The sequence below is a fragment of the Streptomyces sp. Z423-1 genome, assembly GCF_013009255.1.
Taxonomy (GTDB): domain Bacteria; phylum Actinomycetota; class Actinomycetes; order Streptomycetales; family Streptomycetaceae; genus Streptomyces; species Streptomyces gossypiisoli.
In genome coordinates this window covers 7,066,105-7,091,187 of the sequence record NZ_CP053109.1, presented here as the reverse complement: position 1 = coordinate 7,091,187, position 25,083 = coordinate 7,066,105, and the positions used below count along the sequence as shown (strand labels likewise).

At 71.2% G+C, this 25,083-nt stretch carries 26 protein-coding genes; 8 read left to right on the top strand and 18 right to left on the bottom strand.

The genetic code is table 11. The features are described from left to right. Window positions 1–88: 88 nt before the first annotated feature. The 5 genes from HJD23_RS31935 to hisI form a co-directional block, all read right to left on the bottom strand. Window positions 89–514 (bottom strand): DUF2752 domain-containing protein, encoded by a 426-nt coding sequence (locus HJD23_RS31935; protein WP_171115237.1) that lies wholly within the window; start codon window positions 512–514, stop codon window positions 89–91. Window positions 515–610: 96 nt separating this feature from the next. Further along, window positions 611–892 carry an HGxxPAAW family protein gene (locus HJD23_RS31930; protein ID WP_171115239.1) on the bottom strand — a complete coding sequence of 94 codons (282 nt, stop codon included), beginning with the start codon at window positions 890–892 and terminating at the stop codon, window positions 611–613. A 154-nt stretch (window positions 893–1,046) separates the two neighbouring features. Next, window positions 1,047–1,697 carry a TIGR02234 family membrane protein gene (locus HJD23_RS31925; RefSeq protein ID WP_171115241.1) on the bottom strand — a complete coding sequence of 217 codons (651 nt, stop codon included), beginning with the start codon at window positions 1,695–1,697 and terminating at the stop codon, window positions 1,047–1,049. Between the two features lie 51 nt (window positions 1,698–1,748). Further along, on the bottom strand, window positions 1,749–3,227 hold the full coding sequence (locus HJD23_RS31920; RefSeq protein ID WP_171115243.1) for an anthranilate synthase component I: 1,479 nt from the start codon (window positions 3,225–3,227) through the stop codon (window positions 1,749–1,751). 11 nt (window positions 3,228–3,238) lie between these two features. Continuing rightward, the gene (gene hisI, locus HJD23_RS31915) at window positions 3,239–3,613 is read right to left on the bottom strand and encodes a phosphoribosyl-AMP cyclohydrolase (protein WP_171115245.1); all 375 of its coding nucleotides are present in this window, start codon (window positions 3,611–3,613) and stop codon (window positions 3,239–3,241) included. Between the two features lie 73 nt (window positions 3,614–3,686). Between hisI and HJD23_RS31910 the strand changes: the two genes are divergently transcribed. Beyond that, a complete protein-coding gene (locus HJD23_RS31910) occupies window positions 3,687–4,322 on the top strand; it encodes a TIGR03085 family metal-binding protein (RefSeq protein ID WP_171115247.1) in 636 nt (211 codons plus the stop codon). A gap of 91 nt (window positions 4,323–4,413) precedes the next feature. Here HJD23_RS31910 and hisF read toward each other — a convergent pair whose 3' ends face one another. The 8 genes from hisF to hisD all read right to left on the bottom strand — a co-directional run bounded on the left by hisF (window position 4,414) and on the right by hisD (window position 10,242). Further along, the gene (gene hisF, locus HJD23_RS31905; RefSeq protein WP_171115249.1) at window positions 4,414–5,169 is read right to left on the bottom strand and encodes an imidazole glycerol phosphate synthase subunit HisF; all 756 of its coding nucleotides are present in this window, start codon (window positions 5,167–5,169) and stop codon (window positions 4,414–4,416) included. Between the two features lie 27 nt (window positions 5,170–5,196). Continuing rightward, window positions 5,197–5,589, bottom strand: a complete 393-nt coding sequence (locus HJD23_RS31900; protein ID WP_171115251.1) for a RidA family protein — start codon at window positions 5,587–5,589, stop codon at window positions 5,197–5,199. A 16-nt stretch (window positions 5,590–5,605) separates the two neighbouring features. Next, window positions 5,606–6,328 carry a bifunctional 1-(5-phosphoribosyl)-5-((5-phosphoribosylamino)methylideneamino)imidazole-4-carboxamide isomerase/phosphoribosylanthranilate isomerase PriA gene (gene priA / locus HJD23_RS31895; protein ID WP_171115253.1) on the bottom strand — a complete coding sequence of 241 codons (723 nt, stop codon included), beginning with the start codon at window positions 6,326–6,328 and terminating at the stop codon, window positions 5,606–5,608. Window positions 6,329–6,332: 4 nt separating this feature from the next. Further along, a complete protein-coding gene (gene hisH, locus HJD23_RS31890) occupies window positions 6,333–6,974 on the bottom strand; it encodes an imidazole glycerol phosphate synthase subunit HisH (protein WP_171115256.1) in 642 nt (213 codons plus the stop codon). Then, a complete protein-coding gene (locus HJD23_RS31885; protein ID WP_167529542.1) occupies window positions 6,971–7,135 on the bottom strand; it encodes a hypothetical protein in 165 nt (54 codons plus the stop codon). Before HJD23_RS31885 ends, hisH begins: the two co-directional genes overlap by 4 nt. A gap of 88 nt (window positions 7,136–7,223) precedes the next feature. Next, window positions 7,224–7,817, bottom strand: coding sequence for an imidazoleglycerol-phosphate dehydratase HisB (gene hisB / locus HJD23_RS31880; RefSeq protein WP_030932889.1), 594 nt, complete (start codon window positions 7,815–7,817; stop codon window positions 7,224–7,226). After that, window positions 7,814–8,920: a histidinol-phosphate transaminase gene (locus HJD23_RS31875; RefSeq protein WP_171115258.1), complete on the bottom strand. Its 1,107-nt coding sequence runs from the start codon at window positions 8,918–8,920 to the stop codon at window positions 7,814–7,816. Before HJD23_RS31875 ends, hisB begins: the two co-directional genes overlap by 4 nt. Beyond that, entirely contained in the window at window positions 8,917–10,242 is a 1,326-nt protein-coding gene (gene hisD / locus HJD23_RS31870) for a histidinol dehydrogenase (RefSeq protein WP_171115261.1), read from the bottom strand. Before hisD ends, HJD23_RS31875 begins: the two co-directional genes overlap by 4 nt. A gap of 185 nt (window positions 10,243–10,427) precedes the next feature. Here hisD and HJD23_RS31865 point away from each other — a divergent pair, with 185 nt between their 5' ends. The 3 genes from HJD23_RS31865 (at window position 10,428) to ybaK (ending at window position 13,537) form a co-directional block, all read left to right on the top strand. After that, window positions 10,428–12,008 (top strand): oxidoreductase, encoded by a 1,581-nt coding sequence (locus HJD23_RS31865; protein WP_171115263.1) that lies wholly within the window; start codon window positions 10,428–10,430, stop codon window positions 12,006–12,008. A 257-nt stretch (window positions 12,009–12,265) separates the two neighbouring features. Further along, complete coding sequence (locus tag HJD23_RS31860; RefSeq protein WP_171115264.1) at window positions 12,266–13,006, top strand: LON peptidase substrate-binding domain-containing protein; 741 nt, start codon at window positions 12,266–12,268, stop codon at window positions 13,004–13,006. Between the two features lie 27 nt (window positions 13,007–13,033). Continuing rightward, complete coding sequence (gene ybaK / locus HJD23_RS31855; RefSeq protein WP_171115266.1) at window positions 13,034–13,537, top strand: Cys-tRNA(Pro) deacylase; 504 nt, start codon at window positions 13,034–13,036, stop codon at window positions 13,535–13,537. 180 nt (window positions 13,538–13,717) lie between these two features. Here ybaK and HJD23_RS31850 read toward each other — a convergent pair whose 3' ends face one another. The 4 genes from HJD23_RS31850 to HJD23_RS31835 form a co-directional block, all read right to left on the bottom strand. Further along, on the bottom strand, window positions 13,718–14,404 hold the full coding sequence (locus tag HJD23_RS31850) for an AAA family ATPase (RefSeq protein ID WP_171115269.1): 687 nt from the start codon (window positions 14,402–14,404) through the stop codon (window positions 13,718–13,720). A 34-nt stretch (window positions 14,405–14,438) separates the two neighbouring features. After that, window positions 14,439–15,260, bottom strand: coding sequence for an ABC transporter permease (locus HJD23_RS31845; protein ID WP_171115271.1), 822 nt, complete (start codon window positions 15,258–15,260; stop codon window positions 14,439–14,441). A 118-nt stretch (window positions 15,261–15,378) separates the two neighbouring features. After that, the gene (locus tag HJD23_RS31840; RefSeq protein WP_171118911.1) at window positions 15,379–16,353 is read right to left on the bottom strand and encodes an ABC transporter ATP-binding protein; all 975 of its coding nucleotides are present in this window, start codon (window positions 16,351–16,353) and stop codon (window positions 15,379–15,381) included. A gap of 129 nt (window positions 16,354–16,482) precedes the next feature. Next, entirely contained in the window at window positions 16,483–17,700 is a 1,218-nt protein-coding gene (locus HJD23_RS31835) for an NYN domain-containing protein (RefSeq protein ID WP_171115273.1), read from the bottom strand. Window positions 17,701–17,935: 235 nt separating this feature from the next. Here HJD23_RS31835 and HJD23_RS31830 point away from each other — a divergent pair, with 235 nt between their 5' ends. Beyond that, the gene (locus HJD23_RS31830; protein ID WP_171115274.1) at window positions 17,936–18,100 is read left to right on the top strand and encodes a hypothetical protein; all 165 of its coding nucleotides are present in this window, start codon (window positions 17,936–17,938) and stop codon (window positions 18,098–18,100) included. A 92-nt stretch (window positions 18,101–18,192) separates the two neighbouring features. Here the strand turns inward: HJD23_RS31830 and dnaE are convergent, their stop codons facing one another. Further along, on the bottom strand, window positions 18,193–21,732 hold the full coding sequence (dnaE, locus tag HJD23_RS31825; protein ID WP_171115276.1) for a DNA polymerase III subunit alpha: 3,540 nt from the start codon (window positions 21,730–21,732) through the stop codon (window positions 18,193–18,195). Between the two features lie 216 nt (window positions 21,733–21,948). Here dnaE and HJD23_RS31820 point away from each other — a divergent pair, with 216 nt between their 5' ends. From HJD23_RS31820 to HJD23_RS31810, 3 genes are all read left to right on the top strand, one after another. Beyond that, window positions 21,949–23,313: a DUF2252 domain-containing protein gene (locus HJD23_RS31820; RefSeq protein ID WP_171115278.1), complete on the top strand. Its 1,365-nt coding sequence runs from the start codon at window positions 21,949–21,951 to the stop codon at window positions 23,311–23,313. Between the two features lie 79 nt (window positions 23,314–23,392). After that, window positions 23,393–24,082, top strand: coding sequence for a hypothetical protein (locus HJD23_RS31815; protein WP_171115280.1), 690 nt, complete (start codon window positions 23,393–23,395; stop codon window positions 24,080–24,082). A gap of 83 nt (window positions 24,083–24,165) precedes the next feature. Beyond that, complete coding sequence (locus tag HJD23_RS31810; protein ID WP_171115281.1) at window positions 24,166–24,966, top strand: DsbA family protein; 801 nt, start codon at window positions 24,166–24,168, stop codon at window positions 24,964–24,966. Window positions 24,967–25,083 lie beyond the last annotated feature (117 nt).

Here is a 25,083-nt window from a genome sequence, read left to right as displayed (position 1 = left end):
CGGTGGTCACTGCGATGGTATCCGGAGCCGGGCGAAGGCCTCGCATCCGGTTGACGCCGGTCCCAGTACCTGGACATCTGCCAGTTGATCAAGGATGGAGCCAGCCACCGAAGGGCAGGTTCCGGACAACGGTGAAGAGCAGCAGCAACGCGCCCGCGCCCCACACGTACGCCGGCCGCGGATCGAGGCGGAGCGGACGGCCGCGTGCCGCGTGGACCACCCAGACGGTCCACAGCACGGCGAAGAGCAGATAGCCGGCGACGGCCACGGCATTGGCGTGCAGCGCGGCCGGGAGGTCGCCGTGCACGACGGCGTGCGCGCTGCGCAGGCCGCCGCAGCCGGGGCAGTACAGGCCGGTGATGCGCAGCAGCGGGCAGGCGGGGTAGTGGCCGGGTTCGTTGGGGTCCACGGCGCCCACGTAGGCGAAGGCGGCGGCGACGGCCGCGAGGACGCCGACGGGGGCGGCCAGCCGTCTGGTGCGGGTGCTGCGGCTGTCGGCGTTCATGTCCCGCATTGTGCCCGCCCGGGCGTGGACGCGCGAAAGGGGCGGCCCGGCGTCGCGCCGGGCCGCCCCTCGACGAGGTCGCGGCGGAAGGCCGTACGGGAAGGATCAGCTCTCGGCGGCGACCGGCTCGCGCGCGGTCACGGTCCGCGCGGGCTGCGTCGCGCCGGACGTCATCTTGAGCGGCTGCGCCTTGGGCGCGCCCAGGCCCATCGCGCGCATGATCCCGCCGACGACACCGCCCAGGACCACGATCACCATGCCGCCCCAGAAGCCGAGCGGGTTGTCCATCACCATGAAGGCGCCCGCGACGCAGAAGCCGATGAAGATGATGATGACTCCGGTCCAGGCGGCGGGGGTGTGACCGTGCCCGTGGCTGCTGTCCGCCATTGCTTGCTCCTCGTTGCCGTGTGCGTGTGTGAGCCGGACGCTCGTCGTTCATTGTCCCGTACGCGCGCGCGTGCCATACGCGGGGGGGCTGACCCCGGGTGCGTCTGTTTCGCCACACCGGGGCGGGCGGCCCGGTGCCTGTGCCGACCGGTGCCTAGGCCGGGCCGGTGCCCGTCGGGTCCTCGCCGCGGTCCAGGGCCTTCCAGAGGTCCTCGGGCCGGTCGGGGTCGGCGGACGGGGCGGTACGGCGCGCGCGGGGGGCGCCGCCTCGTTCGTAGCGTCCGGACATCGCGGGCCACAGGCGGCCGTAGCGCAGGGCGAGCAGTCCGGCGAGCAGGATCAGCGCGCCGCCCACGGCCGCGGCGTACGGCCACGCGGTGTGGGTGAGGGCGTCCACGGTGGCGGAGGTGTCGCCGGAGGCCTGCGCGGCCTTCTCGTCGAGCGCGGAGCTGTCGGAGGCGCCGGACAGGGCGGCGGCGATGGTGCCGGCGCCGCACAGCGCGAGCAGCCCGGCCACCGCGAGGCGGCCGGCCCGGCGGACGGCGAAGACGGCGACGAGCGCGGCCAGGCCCACTATGGCGAGCGCGGCGGGGACGCCGGTGACGTCGCTGCCCTTGGCGGTCAGCGGGAAGGCGCCGCCGGCCACCGTCGCGGTGCCCTCCGACCACTGCTGACGGGTGGCCAGCAACGCCACGGCCGCGCCGAGCGCACCGCACAGCAGGGCCAGGGCAAGACTCCGCCGCCCGGCACGCGCGGGTCCGGGGCCTTCGGAACGGGGGTGAGGAACAGCAGTCACGTACTCCACTATCGCCTGCCCTTCGCGTGAACCGTCACCCGGGCTCACGTGAGAATCGCCCTATTGTCCGAGCCGGTTCGCCGTGTGGACCGCGCGCAGGACCGCTGCCGCCTTGTTGCGGCACTCCGTGTCCTCGGCGACCGGGTCGGAGTCGGCGACGATGCCCGCGCCCGCCTGGACGTACGCCGTGCCGTCGCGCAGCAGGGCCGTGCGGATGGCGATGGCGGTGTCGGAGTCGCCGGCGAAGTCGAGGTAGCCGACGCAGCCGCCGTACAGGCCGCGCCGGGACGGCTCCAGTTCGTCGATGATCTGCATCGCGCGCGGCTTGGGCGCGCCGGAGAGGGTGCCCGCCGGGAAGCAGGCCGTCAGCACGTCGAAGGCCGTACGGCCCGGCGCCACCCGTCCCGTCACCGTGGAGACGATGTGCATCACGTGCGAGTACCGCTCGATGGACATGAAGTCGACGACCTCCACCGAGCCGGGCTCGCAGACCCGGCCGAGGTCGTTGCGGCCGAGGTCGACCAGCATCAGGTGCTCGGCGCGCTCCTTGGGGTCGGCGAGCAGTTCCTCGGCCAGGGCCTGGTCCTCCTGCGGGGTGCCGCCCCGGGGCCGGGTCCCGGCGATGGGGTGGACCATGGCCTGCCCGTCCTCGACCTTGACCAGCGCCTCGGGCGAGGAGCCGACGACGTCGAAGCCCTCGAAGCGGAGCAGGTACATGTACGGCGACGGGTTCGTGGCGCGAAGCACCCGGTACACGTCCAGCGCGCTCGCCGTGCACGGCGCCTCGAACCGCTGCGACGGTACGACCTGGAAGGCCTCGCCGGCCCGGATGCGCTCCTTGATGTCCTCGACGGCCTCCTGGAAGTCGGGGCCGCCCCACAGCGCGCTGTACTCCGGCAGCTCGGAGGGCGGCAGCACGGCCGGCGGCTGCGCCACCGCGCGCGTGAGGTCGTCCTCCATGGCGTCGAGGCGGGCCACGGCATCGGCGTAGGCCTCGTCGACGCCGGTGTCGAGGTCGTTGTGGTTGATCGCGTTGGCGATCAGCAGGACGGAGCCCTCCCAGTGGTCCATCACCGCGAGGTCGCTGGTCAGCAGCATGGTCAGCTCGGGCAGCCGCAGGTCGTCCCGCTCGCCGGGGCCGATCTTCTCCAGGCGGCGGACGATGTCGTACCCGAGGTAGCCGACCATGCCGCCGGTGAAGGGGGGCAGGCCCTCCTGGTGGGGCGTGTGCAGGGCCTCGACGGTGGCGCGCAGGGCGGCCAGCGGGTCGCCGTCGAGGGGCACGCCCACGGGGGGCTCGCCCAGCCAGTGCACGTGGCCGTCCCGCTCGGTGAGCGTGGCGGCGCTGCGGACGCCGACGAACGAGTAGCGGGACCAGGAGCGGCCGTTCTCCGCGGACTCCAGCAGGAAGGTGCCGGGGCGCTCGGCGGCGAGCTTGCGGTACAGCCCGACCGGGGTGTCGCCGTCGGCCAGGAGCTTGCGGGTGACGGGGATGACGCGGCGGTCGGTGGCCAGCTTGCGGAACGTCTCGAGATCCATGGCGGCCGACCTTACTGACCCAGCGGCAGGACGTCGGAATCGAAGCAGGTGCGCGCGCCCGTGTGGCAGGCGGCGCCCACCTGGTCGACCTTGACGAGCACGGTGTCGGCGTCGCAGTCCAGGGCCACGGACTTCACGTGCTGGACGTGTCCCGAGGTGTCGCCCTTGACCCAGTACTCCTGGCGGCTGCGCGACCAGTACGTGCAGCGGCCCGTGGTCAGCGTGCGGTGCAGGGCCTCGTCGTCCATCCAGCCCAGCATCAGCACCTCGCCGGTGTCGTACTGCTGGGCGATGGCGGGCAGGAGCCCGTCGGCGCTGCGCTTCAGGCGCGCGGCGATCTCGGGGTCGAGGCTGCTGGGCGGCGTCGTACTGGTCATGGATGCCATTGTGCCGCGCACCACTGACAGTGCCGGACGGCGTCCACTGGGCGGACCGGACACCCGGTCGTAGGCTGACCCCATGTCGACCTTTGCCAAGCGTGAACGGCTCCTCCTCGCCGACCTCTTGGAGACCGCCGGTCCGGAGGCCCCCACTCTGTGCGAGGGCTGGCTGACCCGTGACCTGGCCGCGCACGTGGTGGTGCGCGAACGCCGCCCGGACGCCGCCGGCGGCATACTGATCAAGCAGCTCGCGCCACGCCTGGACAAGGTGATGGAGGAGTACACGGCGAAGCCGTACGAGGAGCTGATCCAGCTCATCCGCACCGGCCCGCCGCGCTTCTCACCCTTCCAGCTCAAGCAGATCGACGAGATGTCGAACACGATCGAGTTCTACGTCCACGCCGAGGACGTCCGCCGCGCCCAGCCCGACTGGACGACCCGCGAACTCGACCCGGTCTTCCAGGACGCCCTGTGGTCCCGGCTGGAGCGCACCGCCCGCCTGATGGGCCGCGCCGCGCCCACGGGGCTGGTGCTGCGCCGCCCCGACGGCCAGACGGCGGTCGCCCACCGCGGCACCCCGGTGGTCACGGTGACGGGTGAGCCGTCCGAGCTGCTGCTGTTCCTCTACGGCCGGCAGAGCGCCGCCAAGGTGGACATCGACGGAGACGCGGACGCGATCGCCAGGCTGGAGGAGGCCAAGCAGCTCGGCATCTGAGGCACGGGCGGCGGCTCGGATCCCGTGGCCCCGGCTCACCGTGGCCGGCTCACCGTGGCCGGCTCACCGTGACCGGATCACCGCGGCCGGATCACCGCACGGAGTGACCCGCCGCCCGCAGCGTCTCCTTCACCTCGCCGATCCGCAGATCGCCGAAGTGGAACACCGAGGCCGCCAGGACGGCGTCCGCGCCCGCCGCGATGGCCGGCGGGAAGTCGGCCAGCCTGCCCGCGCCGCCGGAGGCGATCACCGGCACGGTGACGTGCTTGCGGACAGCGGAGATCATCTCCAGGTCGTAGCCGTCCTTGGTGCCGTCCGCGTCCATCGAGTTGAGCAGGATCTCGCCGGCCCCCAGCTCGGCGGCCCGGTGCGCCCACTCGACGGCGTCGATGCCGGTGCCGCGGCGCCCGCCGTGCGTGGTCACCTCGAAGGAACCCGACGAGGTGCGGCGCGCGTCGACCGACAGGACCAGGACCTGGCGGCCGAAGCGTTCGGCGATCTCACGGATCAGGTCGGGGCGGGCGATCGCCGCCGTGTTGACGCCCACCTTGTCGGCGCCCGCCCGCAGCAGCTTGTCCACGTCCTCGGCGGTGCGCACGCCGCCGCCGACGGTGAGCGGGATGAACACCTGCTCGGCGGTGCGGCGCACCACGTCGTACGTCGTCTCGCGGTTGCCCGAGGACGCGGTGATGTCCAGGAACGTCAGCTCGTCGGCGCCCTCGGCGTCGTACACCTTCGCCATCTCGACGGGGTCGCCCGCGTCGCGCAGGTTCTGGAAATTGACGCCCTTGACGACCCGGCCGTTGTCGACGTCCAGGCAGGGGATGACTCGGACCGCCAGGGTCATGAATCCACGGCTCCTTACGAGATGCCTCTAGCCTCTGAAGGCTTCCACTTCCACTTCGACCAGGATGCGCGGGTCGACGAAACCCTCCACGACGAGCAGGGTCGACACCGGGCGCACCGAGCCGAACAGCTCCTTGTGGGCCCGGCCCACGGCGTCCACGTCCCGCGCGTGGGTCAGGAACATCCTGGTACGGATCACCGAGTCGACACCCAGCCCGAACTCGGCGATCGCCTCGACCGCGCTGGTGAAGGCCACCTTGGCCTGCTCGTACGGGTCGCCCTCCCCGTACAGCACGCTGCCCTTGAAGGACGTCGTGCCCGCCACCAGGACGCGGTCGCCCACCGCGACGGCGCGCGCGAAACCGAAGGACTCTTCCCAGGGACTTCCGCTCTGCACACGCCGCACGGCATCGGACGTCATGACACTGTGTCCTTTTTCAAGATGTGGCCTCCAGTGCCTCTTCCAGGGTGAACGCCTTCGCGTACAGGGCCTTCCCGACGATCGCGCCCTCGACACCGAGGGGCACCAGCTCGGCGATGGCCCTCAGGTCGGCCAGCGAGGACACGCCGCCGGAGGCCACGACCGGGCGGTCGGTCGCCGCGCAGACGTTCTTCAGCAGCTCCAGGTTGGGGCCCTGCAGCGTGCCGTCCTTGGCGATGTCGGTGACGACGTAGCGCGCGCAGCCCTCCTTGTTGAGGCGCTCCAGCGTCTCGTAGAGGTCACCGCCGTCACGGGTCCAGCCGCGGCCGCGCAGCGTCGTGCCGCGTACGTCGAGACCGACCGCGATCTTGTCGCCGTGCTCGGCGATGACCTTGGCGACCCACTCGGGGGTCTCCAGGGCGGCCGTACCGAGGTTCACGCGCGTGCAGCCCGTCGCGAGAGCGGCGGCCAGCGACGCGTCGTCACGAATACCGCCGGACAGCTCCACCTTGATGTCCATCGCCTTGGCGACCTCGGCGATCAGCTCACGGTTGTCGCCCGTGCCGAAGGCGGCGTCCAGGTCGACCAGGTGCAGCCACTCGGCACCCGCCCGCTGCCAGGCGAGGGCGGCCTCCAGGGGAGAGCCGTACGAGGTCTCCGTGCCGGACTCGCCGTGCACGAGGCGGACGGCCTGGCCGTCACGGACGTCTACGGCGGGGAGGAGTTCGAGCTTGGCCATGTCTCTACAGGGTTCCGATCCAGTTGGTGAGCAGCTGCGCGCCGGCGTCGCCGGACTTCTCGGGGTGGAACTGCGTGGCCCACAGGGCGCCGTTCTCCACGGCGGCCACGAAGGGCTTGCCGTGCGTGGACCAAGTGACCTTGGGGGCCTTGAAGGCGGGGTTGTGGGTCTCCAGCGTCCAGTCGTGGACGGCGTAGGAGTGCACGAAGTAGAAGCGCGCGTCCGCGTCCAGGCCGGCGAACAGCTCGGAGTCGGCCGGCGCCTCGACGGTGTTCCAGCCCATGTGGGGCACGATGTCGGCCTGGAGCGGCCCGACCTCGCCGGGCCACTCGTCGAGGCCCTCGGTCTCGACGCCGTGCTCGATGCCGCGGGCGAAGAGGATCTGCATGCCGACGCAGATGCCCATCACGGGGCGTCCGCCGGAGAGGCGGCGGTCGACGATCCAGTCGCCGCGGGCTTCGCGCAGGCCGTTCATGCAGGCGGCGAAGGCGCCGACGCCCGGCACCAGGAGGCCGTCCGCGTTCATGGCCTTGTCGAAGTCGCGCGTTATCTCGACGTCGGCACCCACGCGCGCGAGGGCGCGTTCGGCCGACCTCACGTTGCCGAAGCCGTAGTCGAAGACCACGACGCTCTTAGGAGCGCTCAATTCCACACCTCCAGCCGCAGGACGCCCGCGACCAGACACATCGCGGCGCCGATGGAGAGCAGCACGATCAGACCCTTCGGCATCTTCTGCTTGACGAAGGAGATGATGCCGCCGACGAGGAAGAGGCCGACGACGATCAGCAGAGTGGACGTACCGTTCACAGTGTCCCTTCGTTCGCTTCTCCGCCCGCGCGGCGCAGAGGTGCGGCCATCGTCGTCGTCTGCGGCCCGGCGGCCGCGCGTGCGTCGCTCACAATGCGCCCTTCGTGGAGGGGAGGATGCCGGCCGCGCGCGGGTCGCGCTCGGAGGCGTACCGCAGGGCGCGGGCGAGGGCCTTGAACTGGCACTCCACGATGTGGTGCGCGTTGCGCCCGTACGGCACGTGCACGTGCAGCGCGATCTGCGCCTGGGCGACGAACGACTCCAGGATGTGCCGGGTCATCGTCGTGTCGTACTCGCCGATCATCGGCGCCATGTTCTCGGGCTCGGTGTGCACGAGGTAGGGGCGGCCACTCAGGTCGACCGTCACCTGGGCCAGCGACTCGTCCAGGGGAACCGTGCAGTTGCCGAAGCGGTAGATCCCCACCTTGTCGCCGAGCGCCTGCTTGAAGGCGGCGCCCAGCGCGAGGGCGGTGTCCTCGATGGTGTGGTGCGAGTCGATGTGCAGGTCGCCCTCGGTCTTCACGGTCAGGTCGAACAGGCCGTGCCGGCCGAGCTGGTCGAGCATGTGGTCGTAGAAGCCGACGCCTGTCGACACATCGACCTTGCCGGACCCGTCGAGATCGATCTCGACGAGGACCGAGGTCTCCTTCGTCACGCGTTCCACGCGTCCTACGCGGCTCATGCCTTCTGCTCCTTCTTCAGTTCACGGACCGCGTCGAGGAACGCGTCGTTCTCTTCGGGCGTCCCGGCCGTGACCCGCAGCCACCCCGGTACGCCGTTGTCCCGGACCAGCACGCCCCGGTCGAGGATCTTCCGCCAGGCCTCGTGGGCGTCCGGGAACCGCCCGAACTGCACGAAGTTCGCGTCGGACTCCGTCACCTCGTAGCCGATCGCCCGCAGCTCGGCGACCAGCCGGTCCCGCTCGGCCTTCAGCTGCTCGACGTACCCGAGCAGTGTGTCGGTGTGCTCCAGGGCGGCCAGGGCGGTCGCCTGGGTGACGGCCGACAGGTGGTACGGCAGCCGTACGAGCTGCACGGCGTCCACGACGGCCGGGTCCGCGGCGAGATAGCCGAGGCGCAGGCCGGCCGCGCCGAAGGCCTTGGACATGGTCCGGGAGATCACCAGATGCGGACGGCCCGCCAGCAGCGGCAGCAGCGAGTCGCCGTGGCTGAACTCGATGTACGCCTCGTCCACGACCACCATCGACGGCTTCGCCGCCTGTGCCGCCTCGTACAGCGCTACCACCGTCTCGCGGGAGACCGCGTTGCCGGTGGGGTTGTTGGGGGTGGTGATGAAGACGACGTCGGGCCGGTTCTCGGCGATCGCCTTCGCGGCGGCGGCGACGTCGATCGTGAAGTCGTCGTTCCGGGGACCGGAGATCCAGCCGGTGCCCGTCCCGCGCGCGATGAGGCCGTGCATCGAGTACGACGGCTCGAAGCCGATGGCCGTACGGCCCGGTCCGCCGAACGTCTGGAGCAGCTGCTGAATGACCTCGTTGGAGCCGTTGGCCGCCCAGACATTGGCGAGGCCGACCTCGTGGCCGGAGGTCTTGGTCAGGTACTCGGCGAGCCTCGTGCGCAGCTCGACCGCGTCGCGGTCCGGGTAGCGGTTGAGGTTGCGGGCCGCCTCGCGCACCCGCTCGGCGATCCGTTCGACCAGCGGCTCGGGCAGCGGGTACGGGTTCTCGTTGGTGTTCAGCCGTACGGGGACGTCCAACTGGGGCGCGCCGTAGGGGGACTTGCCGCGCAGCTCGTCCCGTACGGGGAGATCGTCGATGCCGGTCACTTGCTCTCGGGTACCTTCCAGCCGAACCTCGCCTTGATCGCCGCGCCGTGCGCGGGCAGGTCCTCCGCCTCCGCCAGCGTCACCACGTGATGCGCGACCTCGGCCAGCGCGTCCTGCGTGTAGTCGACGATGTGGATGCCGCGCAGGAAGGACTGCACGGACAGGCCCGAGGAGTGGCAGGCGCAGCCGCCGGTCGGCAGGACGTGGTTGGACCCGGCCGCGTAGTCGCCCAGCGAGACCGGCGCCCAGGGGCCGACGAAGATCGCGCCGGCGTTGCGGACCCGGTCGGCCACCGCGGCGGCGTCGGCCGTCTGGATCTCCAGGTGCTCGGCGCCGTACGCGTCGACCACTCGCAGGCCCTCGTCGATGCCGTCGACCAGGACGATCGCGGACTGCTTGCCCTTCAGCGCCGGGACGATCCGGTCGTCGATGTGCTTGGTGGCCGCGACCTGCGGCTGAAGCTCCTTCTCCACCGCGTCCGCCAGGTCGGCGGAGTCGGTGACCAGCACCGCCGCCGCCAGCGGGTCGTGCTCGGCCTGGCTGATCAGGTCGGAGGCGACGTGCACCGGGTCGGCGGTGGCGTCGGCGAGGATCGCGATCTCGGTCGGGCCGGCCTCGGCGTCGATGCCGATCTTGCCGGTGAAGTAGCGCTTGGCGGCGGCGACCCAGATGTTGCCGGGGCCGGTGACCATGGGGGCGGGCGGGCAGGACTCGGTGCCGTACGCGAACATCGCCACGGCCGTCGCGCCACCGGCGGCGTACACCTCGTCGACGCCGAGCAGGGCGCACGCGGCGAGGATCGTCGGGTGCGGCAGCCCGTTGAACTCGGCCTGCGCGGGCGAGGCGAGCGCGATGGACTCGACGCCGGCCTCCTGTGCGGGTACGACGTTCATGACCACGGACGACGGGTAGACCGAGCGGCCACCCGGCGCGTACAGGCCGACGCGCTCGACCGGCACCCACTTCTCGGTGACCGAGCCGCCGGGCACGACCTCGGTGGTGTGCGTGGCGCGGCGCTGCTCGCGGTGGACGAGCCGGGCGCGCCGGATGGACTCCTCCAGAGCCGCGCGCACGGCCGGGTCGAGTTCTTCGAGGGCCTTTTCGAGTGCCGCGGGCGCCACCCGCACCTGGTCGAGCTTGACGCCGTCGAACTTCTCGGCGAAGTCGATCAGCGCCGCGTCGCCCCGATGATGCACGGCCTCGCAGATCGGGCGCACCTTCTCCAGGGCGGCCGATACGTCGAAGTCGGCTCGGGGCAGCAGGTCGCGCAGGGCGGGGCCCTCCGGGAGGGCGTCGCCGCGCAGATCGATTCGGGAGATCACGCGTCCAATTCTCGCAGACCCGGACGGGGCGCCGTCCGCGCGTTCCAGTGGCTGATACGAGACCCCGCCGACGCCCCGCACCGCCACCGGGGAGATCGGCTGCACGTTGGGCGTTCGGGCCGTCACTCAGCGGGCATGAACGGCAGTACGAAACCGCTGAGCAGCCGGGGAGGAGAGAGAACACGGTGACCGAGGGGGCCGGCATCCGGGACGGGGATCTGCCGGAGGATCTGACCGCCGCCGAGGCCGGGATGTGGCAGGCCTTCCGCAACGGCAGCGTGTACGACCTGAGCAGCGGGGACCCGGTCGTCGACGATCCGCACGGCGGGCATCCGTGGGGGCCCGAGCGGTCCGTGCGGGCGCGCATCGTGTGCTGGCTGCTCCTGGACGGGCCGCCGGCGCTCGCGGGCCGGGTGTCCTCGCTGAAGCTGACCGGCGTGCGGATCAGCGGCAGCCTGGACCTCGCGGGCGGCACGGTGACGCCGTACGTCGAGCTGCGGGGCTGCCGCTTCGAGCGGGAGGTCCTGCTGCCGGAGGCCCAGTTCAAGACCCTGCGGCTGGTGAACTGCTCGGTGCCGCGGCTGGAGGCGGCCCGGGTGCACACCGAGGGGGATCTGCATCTGCCGCGCTGCCGGTTTCACAACGGCATCCGGCTGACCGACGCGCACATCGGTACGGACCTGCTGCTCAACCAGGCCGTGGTGTACCGGGACCGCACCGGCCGTTCGATGGCCGCGGACGGTATGACGGTCGGCCAGGACCTCCAGGCCGAGATGCTGGAGTCGCACGGCGAGCTGAGCCTGCGCAGCGCGAAGGTGGGCGTCTCGCTCAGCCTGCGCGGGGCCCGGCTGCGCAACCCGTACACGCGGCTCGCGCTGAACGCCCCGCAACTGACCGTCGAGCGCACCCTGTACCTCACCCCGGCGGGTGTCGGCAGCCTGCAACTCGCCGGGCGCACCCCCGCGCGCGGAACGCGGATACAGCACTTCGAGTGCCACGGCGGGGTGCGGCTGGACGACGGCCGGTTCGGGGACGCGGTCGACCTGGAACGTGCCCGGTTCACCTTCACCGACGAACAGGAGCTGTCGCTGCGCCGGGTCCAGGTGCCCGAGCTGCGCTTCCTCGGGGAGCGGCCGCAGCGCGGCAAGGTGGTGCTGTCCGGCGCGCGGATCGTCAACCTGGTCGACCGGGCGAGCAGCTGGCCGGGTCCCGGCAATCTGCACATGCCGGGTTTCGCGTACGAGAACCTGGTGCCGCAGGGGCCGTTCCCGCTGGCGGAGCGGCTGGAGTGGGTGGCCGCGGCGACCGCCGAGTACCACCCGGAGCCGTACGAGCGGCTGGCCGCCGTGCTGCGGGCGGGCGGGGAGGACGAGGACGCGCGCGAGGTGCTGCTCGCCAAGCAGCGCCGCCGCCGGGAGACCCTGCCGCCGGCCGGCAAGTTCTGGGGGTACGCGCAGGACCTCGCGGTGGCCTACGGGTACCGGCCGGGGCGGGCCGCGGTGTGGATGGCGGTGCTGTGGGCGGCCGGCACGCTGGCCTTCGCGTACGCGGGGCGGCCCCGGACGGGTGGCAGCGCCGGTGACCCGCCGTGGAACCCGGCCCTGTTCGCCCTGGATCTGCTGCTGCCGGTGATCGACCTGGGGCAGGTGGGCGTCTGGCATCTGGACGGCGGCTGGCAGTGGCTCGCCGCCGCGCTGGTCCTGCTCGGCTGGATCCTCGCCACGACGGTGGCGGCGGGGGCGACCCGGCTGCTGCGGCGCAATTAGGGGTCCTTTCACTATGAGCGTCCGATCAGGTCGCGTGGTTTGGTGCCGTGCATCGCAAGGCGCCGGAGCGCCCTCGTGGCGGAGCCACGTGGGCGTTTCGGCAACGCCGCGAGGTGCGGTGCCAAACCACGCGACCCGGACGGGCATAGTGAAAGGACCCCTTAGGGCCTGTCCGGCGGATCGGGTCGCACGAGCGCGGGGCTCCGGGGAGGGCGGGGCGGACGGGCCGGGCCGCGCGACCATTAGGCTCTTGCGTCGTGACCACCGTCCGGCTGCCGCTCTTCCCCCTGAACACGGTGCTGTTCCCGGGACTCGTGCTCCCCTTGAACGTCTTCGAGGAGCGCTACCGCGCCATGATGCGTACGCTCCTGAAGACCCCCGAGGACGAACCGCGCCGCTTCGCCGTCGTGGCGATCCGCGACGGCCATGAGGTCGCGCCGAGCGCGCCCGGCATGCCCGATCCGACGGCCGTGCCCGAGCGGGGGGCGGCGGCCGGGTTCGGCACCGATCCGGCCAAGGCGTTCCACGGCGTGGGCTGTGTGGCCGACGCGGCGACGATCCGGGAGCGGGCCGACGGCACGTTCGAGGTGCTGGCGACCGGGACGACCCGGGTGCGGCTGCTGTCGGTGGACGCGTCGGGGCCGTTCCTGACGGGCGAGCTGGAGGAGCTGCCGGAGGAGCCGGGCGACGAGGCGGGGGCGCTGGCCGAGGGGGTGCTGCGGGCGTTCCGGCAGTACCAGAAGCGGCTGGCGGGCGCGCGGGAGCGGTCACTGTCGACGGGCGGGGAGCTGCCGGACGAGCCGTCGGTGGTGTCGTTTCTGGTGGCGGCCGCGATGATGCTGGACACCCCGGCGAAGCAGCGCCTGCTCCAGGCCCCCGACACGGCGTCCCGCCTGCGCGACGAGCTGAAACTCCTTCGCTCCGAGACCGCCATCATCCGTACGCTGCCCTCGCTGCCGGCGTCGGATCTGACGCGGGCGCCGACGAGTCTGAACTGACCTGAAACGACCTGGGGAACAGCCCGGATGGCAAAGAAGCCGAAGAAGAACCAGCAGTCCGGCGGCACGCCCGCGACGGTGGCGCTGACGGCGGCGGGCGTGGAGTTCACGATCCACTCCTACGACCACGACCCGTCCCACCCCTCGTACGGCGAGGAGGCGGCGGAGGCGATGGGCGTCTCACCGGACCGGGTCTTCAAGACCCTGGTGGCGGACGTCGACGGCACCCTGACGGTGGCGGTGGTCCCGGTGGCGGGCACGCTGGATCTGAAGGCCCTGGCGTCGGCGGTGGGCGGCAAGAAGGCGACGATGGCGGACCCGTCCCTCGCCGAACGCACCACGGGCTACGTCCGAGGCGGCATCTCGCCGCTCGGCCAACGCAGGAAACTCCCCACGGTCCTGGACGCCTCGGCCTCCGCCCACGCCACGATCTGCGTCTCGGCGGGCAGGCGGGGCCTGGAGGTGGAGCTCTCCCCGGACGACCTGGCCAAGCTCACCGAGGCGACCCTGGCGCCGATCGGCCGCGCGTGACCTCTCGACGGCTTGCCCTTCCTCGGTTAATGAGAAAGGACATGTCGAAGAAAACCCGGAAACGCAAATGGCGCATCCGAAAACGCCGGGCGAACCACGGCCGGCGTCCGGCGTAGTCAGCGCGTCCCGCCGGCTGCCCGCAGCAGAGCTGCCCAGCTGCGGGCAGCCGCACCGCAGGAGCTACCGAACCTCTCCGTGCGGCCCGTACCCCACCGGCTCGGGATCCCGGGGCCCGAACAGCGCCGTCAGCCCCAGATGCACCAGCACCCCGGAGAACGACCAGGCCAGCAACGCCCCCTTCGCCCCCAGCTTCAACGGCGCCGAGAACGTCACCCCCTGCCCCACCTCCTTCGCATGCGCCAGCACGTCCTGCGCAGGCCCGAGCCACACCCCCAGCCGCCAGGCGAGCAACGACCCGAGCAACCCGCCGACCCCCAGCGCGACCACGCCCGGCACACCCCCGCGCCGCCGCACCAGGAACACCACCACCGCGCTGACCACACCGAACGCCAGCGCGAGCAGCGTGAACGTTCCATCGACCCCGACCGACTGCTCCCCCTCGGTGTCCTTGAGGTAGACGACCCACGCCCCGTCCACCACGTCACCGACCAGCGGCACACGCGGCGCCAGCCAGTTCCACAGCACCCCGAGCAGGGCCCCGCCCAGAGTCAGAGCCACCGTGATCACGGCGGCCTCCCGCAGCTCGGTCCTCATCCCGGGCCCGTCCTCACCCTCGCCTCCGTGAGCACTGCCAGGAGCGACGGCGTGATGATGCGCGCCCACCCCGTGCCCGGCCCCGGCCGGGGGCCACGCGCTGTGCGAGGACTGTTCATGCGGCGGCGGAGGTGGCGTCAACGGTGCTGTCACCCTGACATCGTGCCAGGCCCGTCCGCAGGACGCGTCACCGGACGGCGGCCCGGCGGTACGCCCAGGTGGCGACGGCCAGCGAGATCACTCCGACCCCGGCGCACACGGCGAGGTCCCCGGCGACCCGCGCCCAGTCGGGATGCGCCGCGAACGTCCGCGCGTACGCCTCCACCCCGTACGTCGACGGCAGCAGATCCCGAGCGAACCGCACGGCCTCCGGCATCCGGTCCGGCGGCAGCACCCCCAGCAGCAGCGCCGCCGACATCCCCAGCTGCCCCAGCAGCGTGGCCAGCTCCGGCCGCGGCGCGAGCAGCCCGCAGGCCGCCCCGAGCCCGGACAGCGCGGCCCCGGCCAGCGGAATCACCGCCAGCAGGACCCACAGGTTGGTCAGCGGCAACCCGAACAGCACGCACCCGAAGACGGCGGTCACCAGCGTCCCCGGCACGGTGAAGGACGCGTACGCCCCCGCGGCCCCCAGCACCACCGCGGCCGGCGGCACGGGCAGCGTGGCGTAGTGGTCGAGCCCGCCGGTGGCCCGCAGCTGACCGAAGTACTGTGCGAGCAGGTTCAGCGCGACAAACGCGACGACCACGACCGACGCCCCGGCGACCACGGCGTGCGCCTCGCCGCCGCCGTCCACCACGCCCCGCATCATGATCATGATGCCGACGGACTGGAAGGTCGCCACGAACAGCAGCGGAATCCGCGCCACCCGCGCCCGGGACAGCTGCGCCCGGTACACGGCCGCCAGCGACGGCCACAGCCGCGCGGGCGGCGCGAGCTCGGCCGCGTCCCGGGCCGCTCCGTCGGCGGCCAGGGCACTGCCCGGCAGCACCTCTGCGGGTACGACACTCACGTCGCGCTGCTCCCCTTCCCCGGTTTCACTCCGGCGCTCCCCCCGTTCCGTACGGATGTGACGGCTCGACGACTCAGGCCCGCCCTGATACGACTCAAGCCGGTGCGGCGGCTCACACTCATGCCTTGACCAGCCCCTGCCGCGCCGCCCCGCCCAGCGCCATGTACACGTCCTCCAGGCTCGGCGTGGTCAGCGTGAAGTCGTCCAGCGCGGCGAAGGCGGCCCCGCCGGTGACCGTCGAGACGACCGCGCGGGCCTCCTCCGGCGCCAGCCGCAGCGTCCAGCGCCGCCCGGACTCCACGACCCGGTCCCGCAGCGCGGCCACCTCGGGCACGTCCAGCGGTGCCCGCTCCCGCCACACCAGGTCGACCCGCACCTCACCGGCGACCTGCTCCTTCAGCCGGGAGGGCGTGTCGCAGGCGATCACGCGCCCCTGGTCCAGCACGGCGACCCGGTCGAGCACGGTCTCGGCCTCGATGACGTTGTGGGTGACCAGCACGACGGTCGTACCGCGCTCGGCCCGCCGCCGGTCCACGGCGGCCCACACGGCCCGCCGCGCCACGGGGTCCATCGCGGCGGTCGGCTCGTCCAGCACGAGCAGCGGCCGCTCCCCCACCAGCGCCGCGGCGACACAGGCCAGCCGCCGCTGCCCACCGGACAGCTTCTTCAGCGCCCGCCCGGCGATCGCGGTGAGCCCCAGCTCCTCCAGTACGGCGTCCCGCTCGTGCCGCGCCTGCCGCGCGTCCAGCCCGCGCAGCCGCCCGGTGGTCTCGGCGGCGAGGGACACGCTCAGTTCGTCGAGGGCGGTGGACTCCTGCCCGAGGTAGGCGAGGATCCGCGAGGCCCGCTCCGGGTGCCGCACGATGTCGTGCCCGAGGATCTCGACGCTGCCCCTGTCGGGCCGCATCAGCCCGGTCAGCTGCCGCACGAGGGTGGACTTGCCGGCCCCGTTCGGCCCGAGCAGCCCGAAGATCTCCCCCCGGCGCACATCCAGCCGTACGTCGTCCGTGGCCCGGACCTCGGGGGTTCCCGGCGCCCCGCGCCGACCCCGTACCGCCGGATAGGTCTTGGTCAGCCCGCGCACCGCGCACACGACCTCACCACTGTCCCGGTAGGTCTGTGCCGCGCGCGTACTCACAAGGGACGAGCCTACGGGGTCCACGCCCCCGGCACGGTCCCGGGTCGGCCTACGCCGCGAAAACCACCACTGAGCCCAGGGGATTCACTGCTCCCCGGCAGGAGCCGGTTCCGCCGCCGTCCGTACGTCGATCTCCCGCCAGAACCCGGCCCGGATCGCGTACCGGTCGTGCTCGTCGATCTGGTCGTCCTTGTGGGCGAGCAGCCCGAAGCGGGCGGCGTACCGCAGCAGCTCGCCGTCGATCCGGTGCGGGATGCGCGGATACATGCCGGACAGCTTCTGCAGGTGGCTCTGGTCGCCGAGCCGGGACATCCACCGCCGCGCGAACACCTGTCCGACCTCGTACGGGTCCCCGCCGACGGTCGTGATGTCCTCCTCGCGGTCGGCCCAACGCTGCTCCGCCGTGGTCAGCTGCGCCAGCGTCGGCATCGAGGCGGCATCGGGCGGCTCCGCGGCGACGCCGGGCCGGTCCACCCAGCCCTTGTCGGAGGACCAGCGCAGGGTGGCGGTGGCGGGTTGCGGGGGCTGCGGGCCGTGCGCCCGGAGCGCGGCGAGGTCCTTGGGCGTCGGCACGCCCTTCGGCGCCGGCACCCGCTCCTCGGCGCCGTTCTGCGCGGCGGCGGGCGCGGTGCGGGGCGGTTCCTGGGCGGGCCGCTCGGCGGCCGGGGCGAGCGTGGCGTCGGGCAGCGGCGCGGACAGGATCGCGGCGATCTCCGGCCGCGGCGCGGGCGGCGGCGCGCAGATCCCGCCCAGCTCCTTGGCGCGTACGGCCTTGGTGATCCACGTCCGGTCGAGCACGCGCCGCTCGTCGGCCTCGGCGACCAAGTCCTCGGACTGGTTGTAGTCACCGTCGGCGGCCTGCACGGCCCACAGGTGTACGGCGACCCCGTGCTCCTTGGCGGCCATCATGCCCGGCAGCAGATCGCCGTCGCCGGTCACCAGGACGATGTCGGAGCAGGCGCGGTTGCGGGCGAGCTCGGTGAGCTCGGCGTGCATCGCGGCGTCGACGCCCTTCTGGTTCCAGCGGCCGTCGCTGCGGGTGAGCGCGCCGAGCCGGACCGTGACCCGGGGCATCACACGCAGCCTGCGGTGCTCCGGCTGCGGGACTCGGTCGGGGGCGCCGTCGAACCAGTAGATGCGCAGCAGCGGCCGTTCCGTGTCGGCCTCGGCGCGTTCGCGCAGCCCTTGGATGAGGGCGGTGTGGTCGACGGTGATGCGGGACCGCGACGGCTCCCCGGCGAGGAGACTGGCGGCGGCCCCCAGCAGATACCCGGCGTCCACCAGGACGACGCAGCGGTCCACGCGACTCACCCTCTTCCCGGGAGGTTTGCTTCGGGCTTGCTTCGAGTCTGCCCGACCACGCGGGGGTTAACGGCCCGAACTCGATCTTCGGCGTGGCGTTTGTGGGATTCGCGCGCCGTTCTGACTCCGACAAGCCCTGTTACAGACGGTAATTGTCCGACATGCGTTTGTTGTCAGCCTATGTGAATCTGGTCCCGGCCCTGGCCCCTAGATCCCCCACAGGAGGCAGATCACCATGGCCAAGAACAAGAACCGTGACCGTAAGCAGCAGCAGACCAGCCGCGCGCAGCAGCAGCCGGAACAGTCGTCGGCGGAGCCGATGTCGGAGCAGCAGGCCGCGCAGCCGTCGCCCATAGACGTCGCCCGCAAGGGCCGGCAGAAGCGCTTCGGCCACAACTGACGTCCGCGTGACGGGCCGTCGCGGCCCAGGCACATGACGAGGGGCGCATCCGGGATCGGATGCGCCCCTTGCGTGCATCGGGAAGCCGGGCCTCAGCCCGCCAGGCAGGACGGCCCGAGCAGCACCTTCAGATCACCGAACAACGCCGGGTCGGGCTTCACCCGGTGCCGGTCCAGCCGCAGGACGGTCGTCTTCGTCGGCCCCTGGAGCTTGATCCGCACCTCGCTGTCGCCCTTGTGGTGGGTGAGGATCTCACCGAGCCGGCTGACCATGGGCGGGGTGACCTTCACCGCCGGGATGGTGAGCACCACGGGCGCGTTGGTGCCCGCGTTGGACAGGTCGGGGACCATCAGCTCCATCGCGACCAGCCGCGGCACGTCCTCGCGCTTGTCGAGCCGTCCCTTGACGAACACCACGGCGTCCTCGACGAGTTGGGTCGACACCAGCTGGTACGTCGCCGGGAAGAACATGCACTCGATGGAACCCGCGAGGTCCTCGACCGTGGCGATCGCCCAGGCGTTGCCCTGCTTGGTCATCTTGCGCTGCAGGCCCGAGATGATGCCGCCGATGGTCACGACCGCGCCGTCACCGAAGTCACCGCCGGTGAGCTGGGCGATGCCCGCGTCGGCCTTGTCGGACAGCACGTGCTCCAGACCGAAGAGCGGGTGGTCGGAGACGTACAGACCGAGCATCTCCCGCTCCTGGGCGAGCAGATAGGTCTTGTCCCACTCGTCGGGCGAGAACTCCACGTCCAGGCCGAAGCCCGGCTCGCTGCTCGCCTCCTCGCCCATGCCGCCGAAGAGGTCGAACTGTCCTTCCGCCTCCTTGCGCTTGACCGCGACCACGTTGTCGATCATCGGCTCGTACTGCGCCGTCAGGCCCTTGCGGGTGTGGCCCATGGTGTCGAACGCGCCCGCCTTGATCAGCGACTCCGTGGTGCGCTTGTTGCAGACGACCGCGTCGACCTTGTCGAGGTAGTCGGGGAAGGAGGCGTACTTCCCCTTGGCCTTGCGGCACTTGATGATCGAGTCGACCACGTTCGTACCGACGTTGCGCACGGCGGACAGGCCGAAGAGGATCACGTCGTCGCCCTGGGCGGCGAAGTTCGACTCGGACTCGTTGACGTTCGGCGGCAGCACCCGGATGCCCATGCGGCGGCACTCGTTGAGGTAGACCGCCGACTTGTCCTTGTCGTCCTTGACCGAGGTGAGCAGCGCGGCCATGTACTCGGCGGGGTGGTTCGCCTTCAGGTACGCGGTCCAGTACGAGACCAGTCCGTACGCCGCCGAGTGCGCCTTGTTGAACGCGTAGCCGGCGAACGGCACCAGCACGTCCCACAGCGCCTGGATGGCTTCGTCGCTGTAGCCGTTCTTGCGGGCGCCGCCCTGGAAGATGACGAAGTTCTTCTCCAGCTCCTCGGGCTTCTTCTTGCCCATCACCCGGCGGAGGATGTCGGCCTCGCCGAGCGAGTAGCCCGCGATGATCTGGGCGGCCTTCTGCACCTGCTCCTGATAGACGATCAGGCCGTAGGTGACGTCCAGGACCTCCTTGAGCGGTTCCTCCAGCTCGGGGTGGATCGGTGTGATCTCCTGCTGGCCGTTCTTGCGCAGGGCGTAGTTCGTGTGGGAGTTCATGCCCATCGGGCCCGGGCGGTACAGGGCCGAGACGGCGGAGATGTCTTCGAAGTTGTCCGGCTTCATCAGCCGGAGCAGCGAGCGCATGGGGCCGCCGTCGAACTGGAAGACACCGAGGGTGTCGCCGCGCTGGAGCAGTTCGAAGGTCGTGGGGTCGTCCAGCGGCAGCGACAGCAGGTCGATGTCGATGCCCTTGTTGGACTTCACCATCTTGACGGCGTCGTCCATGATCGTCAGGTTGCGCAGGCCCAGGAAGTCCATCTTCAGCAGGCCGAGCGACTCACAGCTCGGGTAGTCCCACTGCGTGATGGTCACGCCGTCGGTGTGCCTGACCCAGACCGGGACGTGTTCGGTGATGGTCTCGCTGGACATGATCACGCCGGCCGCGTGCACACCCATCTGCCTCACCAGGCCCTCCACGCCGCGTGCGGTGTCGATGACCTTCTTCACGTCGGGCTCGTTCTCGTACATCGCCCGGATCTCGCCCGCCTCCGAGTAGCGGGGGTGCTGCGGGTCGGTGATGCCGGAGAGCGGGATGCCCTTGCCGAGGACGTCCGGCGGCATGGCCTTGGTGAGGCGGTCGCCCATCGCGTACGGGTAGCCCAGCACGCGCGCGGAGTCCTTGATCGCGTTCTTCGCCTTGATGGTGCCGTACGTGCCGATCATGGCGACCTTGTCGGCGCCGTACTTCTCCGTCACGTACCTGATCACCTCGACGCGCCTGCGCTCGTCGAAGTCGATGTCGACGTCGGGCATCGAGACGCGCTCGGGATTGAGGAACCGCTCGAAGATCAGACCGTGCGGGATCGGGTCGAGGTCGGTGATGCCCATGGCGTACGCCACGATCGAACCGGCCGCGGAGCCTCGGCCGGGGCCGACGGCGATGCCGTTCTTCTTGGCCCACATGATGAAGTCGGCGACCACGAGGAAGTAGCCCGGGAACCCCATCGAGATGATGACGTCCATCTCGTACTCGGCCTGCCGCATCCGGTCCTCGGGGACGCCGCCCGGGAAGCGGCGCTCCATGCCGCGGCGGACCTCCTCCTTGAACCAGGTGACCTCGGTGTACCCCTCCGGGATGTCGAACTTGGGCATCAGGTCGCGCTTCTCGAACATGCCCGTGGTGTCGACCTGCTCGGCCACCAGCAGCGTGTTGGCGCAGCCCTCCTGCCAGGCGTCCGAGGAGTCGATGGCGTACATCTCGTCCGTGGACTTCAGGTAGTAGCCGGTGCCGTCGAACTTGAAGCGGTCGGGGTCGGAGAGGTTCTTGCCGGTCTGGATGCACAGCAGGGCGTCATGGGCGCCCGCCTCGTGCGCGTACGTGTAGTGCGAGTCGTTGGTGACCAGCGGCGGGATGCCGAGCTTCTTGCCGATCTCCAGCAGACCGTCGCGGACCCGGCGCTCGATCTCGATGCCGTGGTCCATCAGCTCCAGGAAGTAGCGGTCCTTGCCGAAGATGTCCTGGTAGTCGGCGGCCGCCTTCAGGGCCTCGTCGAAGTGGCCGAGACGCAGCCGGGTCTGCACCTCGCCGGAGGGGCAGCCGGTGGAGGCGACGATCCCCTCGGACCACTGGGCGATGGTCTCCTTGTCCATCCGGGGCCACTTCTGCAGCCAGCCCTCGGCGTACGCGTCCGAGGAGAGCCGGAAGAGGTTGTGCAGGCCGGTCCTGTTCACCGCCCACATCGTCTTGTGGGTGTAACCACCGGAACCGGAGACGTCGTCCCGCTTCTGGTGCGGCTGGCCCCAGAGGATCTTGCGCTTGTTGCGCCGGGACTCGGGGGCGACATAGGCCTCGATCCCGATGATCGGGGTGATTCCGGCCTTCTTCGCGGAGTGGAAGAAGTCGTACGCGCCGTGGAGGTTGCCGTGGTCGGACATGGCGATGTGCGTCATGCCCATCTCGTTGCAGGCGTTGAACATGTCCTTCAGCCGCGCGGCACCGTCCAGCAGCGAGTACTGGGTGTGGACGTGCAGGTGCGTGAACGGCGGCTTTGACACGGCTGCGGCCTCCAAGGAAAACGGATGTCGACGGGGGTCCGTCAGGCTGCGGACAGTCTGGGGGACAGCGTCGAAGTCTATGCCCAGGGACTGACACTCGGCGGGCACTCACGCGTACCTTCGGACGTTGGAAAGTGACGGACGGATCCTTGCCGGTGGCATGAACCATCCGTCCCACAGGTCACGCACCACCGCCGCACCAGGAGGCACCCAGCGATGTCGTTCCCGCAGCTCAATGACGAGCAACGCGGTGAGGAGATCCTCGCCGTCTTCGGCACCGCCTTCGGCGAGCTGCTCGCCGCCGACCCGGCCGCGTTCCGCGTGAAGTTCCGGAAGATGGCGGCCTCGGCCTTCGCCTTCTACCGGGGCACGGCGTGCCTCTTCTACCACGACCTGGACGCGGAGAACGCCGAGGAGAACGCCGAGAGGGCTGGCGGGACCATATACGGCGGACCGTTCCTGGACGAGCGCACCTCGCGCGTGTGGATCCACGGCGACCTGCACGCGGAGAACTTCGGCACGTACATGGATTCGAACGGCCGGCTGATCTTCAACGTCAACGACTTCGACGAGGCGTACGTCGGCCCCTTCACCTGGGACCTCAAGCGCTTCGCCGCCTCCATCGCCCTGATCGGGTACGCGAAGGCACTCAGCGACGAGCAGATCACCGAGCTGGTGACGATCTACGCGACCGCGTACCGCGAGCGCGTGCACGCGCTGGCCACCGGCGCCAAGAGCGACGAGGTGCCGCCGTTCACCCTGGACACCGCCGAGGGCCCGCTGCTGGACGCGCTGCGTGACGCCCGCTCGCTGACCCGGTTCGGGCTGCTGGACTCGATGACCGAGATCCGCGACTTCGAACGCCGGTTCGCCGCGGGCGGCGGCTCCATCGAGCTGGACGCGGCCACCCGCTACAAGGTGCTCGCCGCCTTCGACGGCTACCTGGAGACGCTCCCGGAGTCCTCGCTGGCCCGCCCCGACTCGTACCGGGTGAAGGACGTCGTCGGCCGCCGCGGCATCGGCATCGGCTCGGCCGGCCTGCCGTCGTACAACATCCTGCTGGAGGGCAACAGCGACGCCCTGGAGAACGACGTGGTGATCTACGTCAAGCAGGCCCAGACCCCGGCCGTCTCCCGGCACATCACGGACCCTGCGATCCGCGAGTACTTCCAGCACGAGGGCCACCGCACGGTGATCTCCCAGCGCGCCCTCCAGGCGCACGCCGACCCGTGGCTGGGCTGGACCGAGCTGGACGGCGCGGGCCAGCTGGTCGCCGAGGTGTCGCCGTACGCCGTGGACCTGGACTGGGGCGACATCGACGACCCGGAGGAGATCGCCGCGGTCGTCGCCGACCTGGGCCGGGCCACGGCCACCATGCACTCGGCCGCCGACGACGACTCCGGCCACTCCGACCTGGTGCCGTTCTCCACCGAGCGGGCCATCGACGCGGCCATCGCCGCCGACGAGGAGGGCCTGGCGCCGCTCCTGGTCGACTTCGCGCACAGCTACGGCGCACGCGCGCGTGCCGACCACCAGATCTTCGTCGACCTCTTCCGCAACGGCCGGATCCCCGGCCTGTGACCGCCCACCGGCCGCCCCAGGACTTCACAGGGACCCTTTAGGAGTCCCTTACCGGAGTCCGTGACACACTCTCCCCGCTATGGACATATCCAGGACACAGCTCAGAGCCGTACGCGCGGCGCTGTTCACGGCGATCGTCGTGACGCTCAGCACCGCGTCGCACGTGCTGCTGTCCCGGGCCCCACTGCCGCTGGGCACGGTGGCGGCGATCGCCGCCGCCGTGTTCGTCATCGCGTACGCCCTGGCGGGCCGTGAGCGCGGCTTCGGCCGGATCGCGGCGCTGCTGATCCCGCTGGAGCTGGCCGCCGACACGGTGTTCACCACGGGCCAGCACGCCTGCTACGGCCGGGCGGGCGGCCCGGTCGCGGGCCCGCTGCGCTCGGTCGGCCTGGATGTGCTGTGCGGCGGCGAGGTGGGCACGCCGCTGGCACGGATGGCGGGGACCAGCGGCACCGACCGGATCGCCGCCGTCCTCGCGCACGCGCACCCCTCTACCGCCTGGCTGCTGCTCGGCGCCCACGTCGGCGTCGGCCTGCTGGCGGCGGCCTGGCTGCGCCGCGGCGAGCGGGCCCTGGCCCAGCTGCTCAGCGCGATGGCCGCGACCACGTTCCGGCCACTGCTGCTGGCGGCCGCCGCCGGCACGGCACGACCCTCCGCACCGGCCCCCCGGCTCCCCCGCCCGGCGCACCGTACGGCTCCCGCGCGCGACCTGCTCCTCACGCACTCCCTGGGACGGCGTGGCCCGCCGTGCTCTCTCGCCCTCGTCTGAAGAGCGGCATCCCGAGAGCACGACCACCCCCTCACACGTATCCCGCGTACGACATGTGCGCGTCCCACACGGAGATCATCACCATGAGCAAGCGGAACAGCCAGGCGGCGAAGACGGCGGCCCGGGAGCGGCTGCGGGCCGAGCGCGAGCGCGAGGCCAAGCGGGCCAAGGTCAGGCGGCAGATCATCGTCGCCTGCTCGGTCGTCGGCGTCCTCGCGGTGGCCGGCGGCATCGGCTACGCCGTCGTCCAGACCAACCAGCCGAGCAAGTGGGAGGAGGCCGCCGACGCCAAGGTCGTCGCCCCGGCCAACACCTCCGGCAAGAACGGCACCACCGTCCTGATCGGCGACTCCAAGTCCGACAACGTGGTCCACCTCTACGAGGACCCGCGCTGCCCGGCCTGCGCCTCCTTCGAGCAGACCATCGGCGAGACCGTCGACAAGGGCATGGAGGACGGCGCCTACAAGCTGTCCTTCACCATCGGCACCTTCCTCGACGGCAACCTCGGCGGCGAGGGCTCCAAGAACGCCCTGAGTGCGCTCGGCGCCGCGCTGAACGTCAGCCCCGAGGCGTTCCTGGACTACAAGGCCGCGCTGTACTCGGCGGAGTACCACCCGCAGGAATCCACCGACGAGTTCGCCAAGGACAGCTACCTGATCAAGGTGGCGAACACGGTGGACGCGCTGAAGAACAACAAGAAGTTCCAGGACGCCGTCGAGCAGGGCACGTACGACGCCTGGGCGATGAAGATGAGCGACTCCTTCGACAACACCAAGGACGTCAAGTCGACCCCGACCATCAAGATCAACGACAAGGTGATCCAGAACCCGAGCACCGTCGCCGAGTGGGAGACCGCACTCAAGGACGCGGGCGTCACCAAGTAACAGACCGTCAGGCGGTAACGCCATACGGAAATACGAAGAACGAGCGGGCGAACTCTTCCTGGTTCGCCCGCTCTTCGTATACCCGTGCCTTACCGAAAGCGCTACCGATCAGTAATC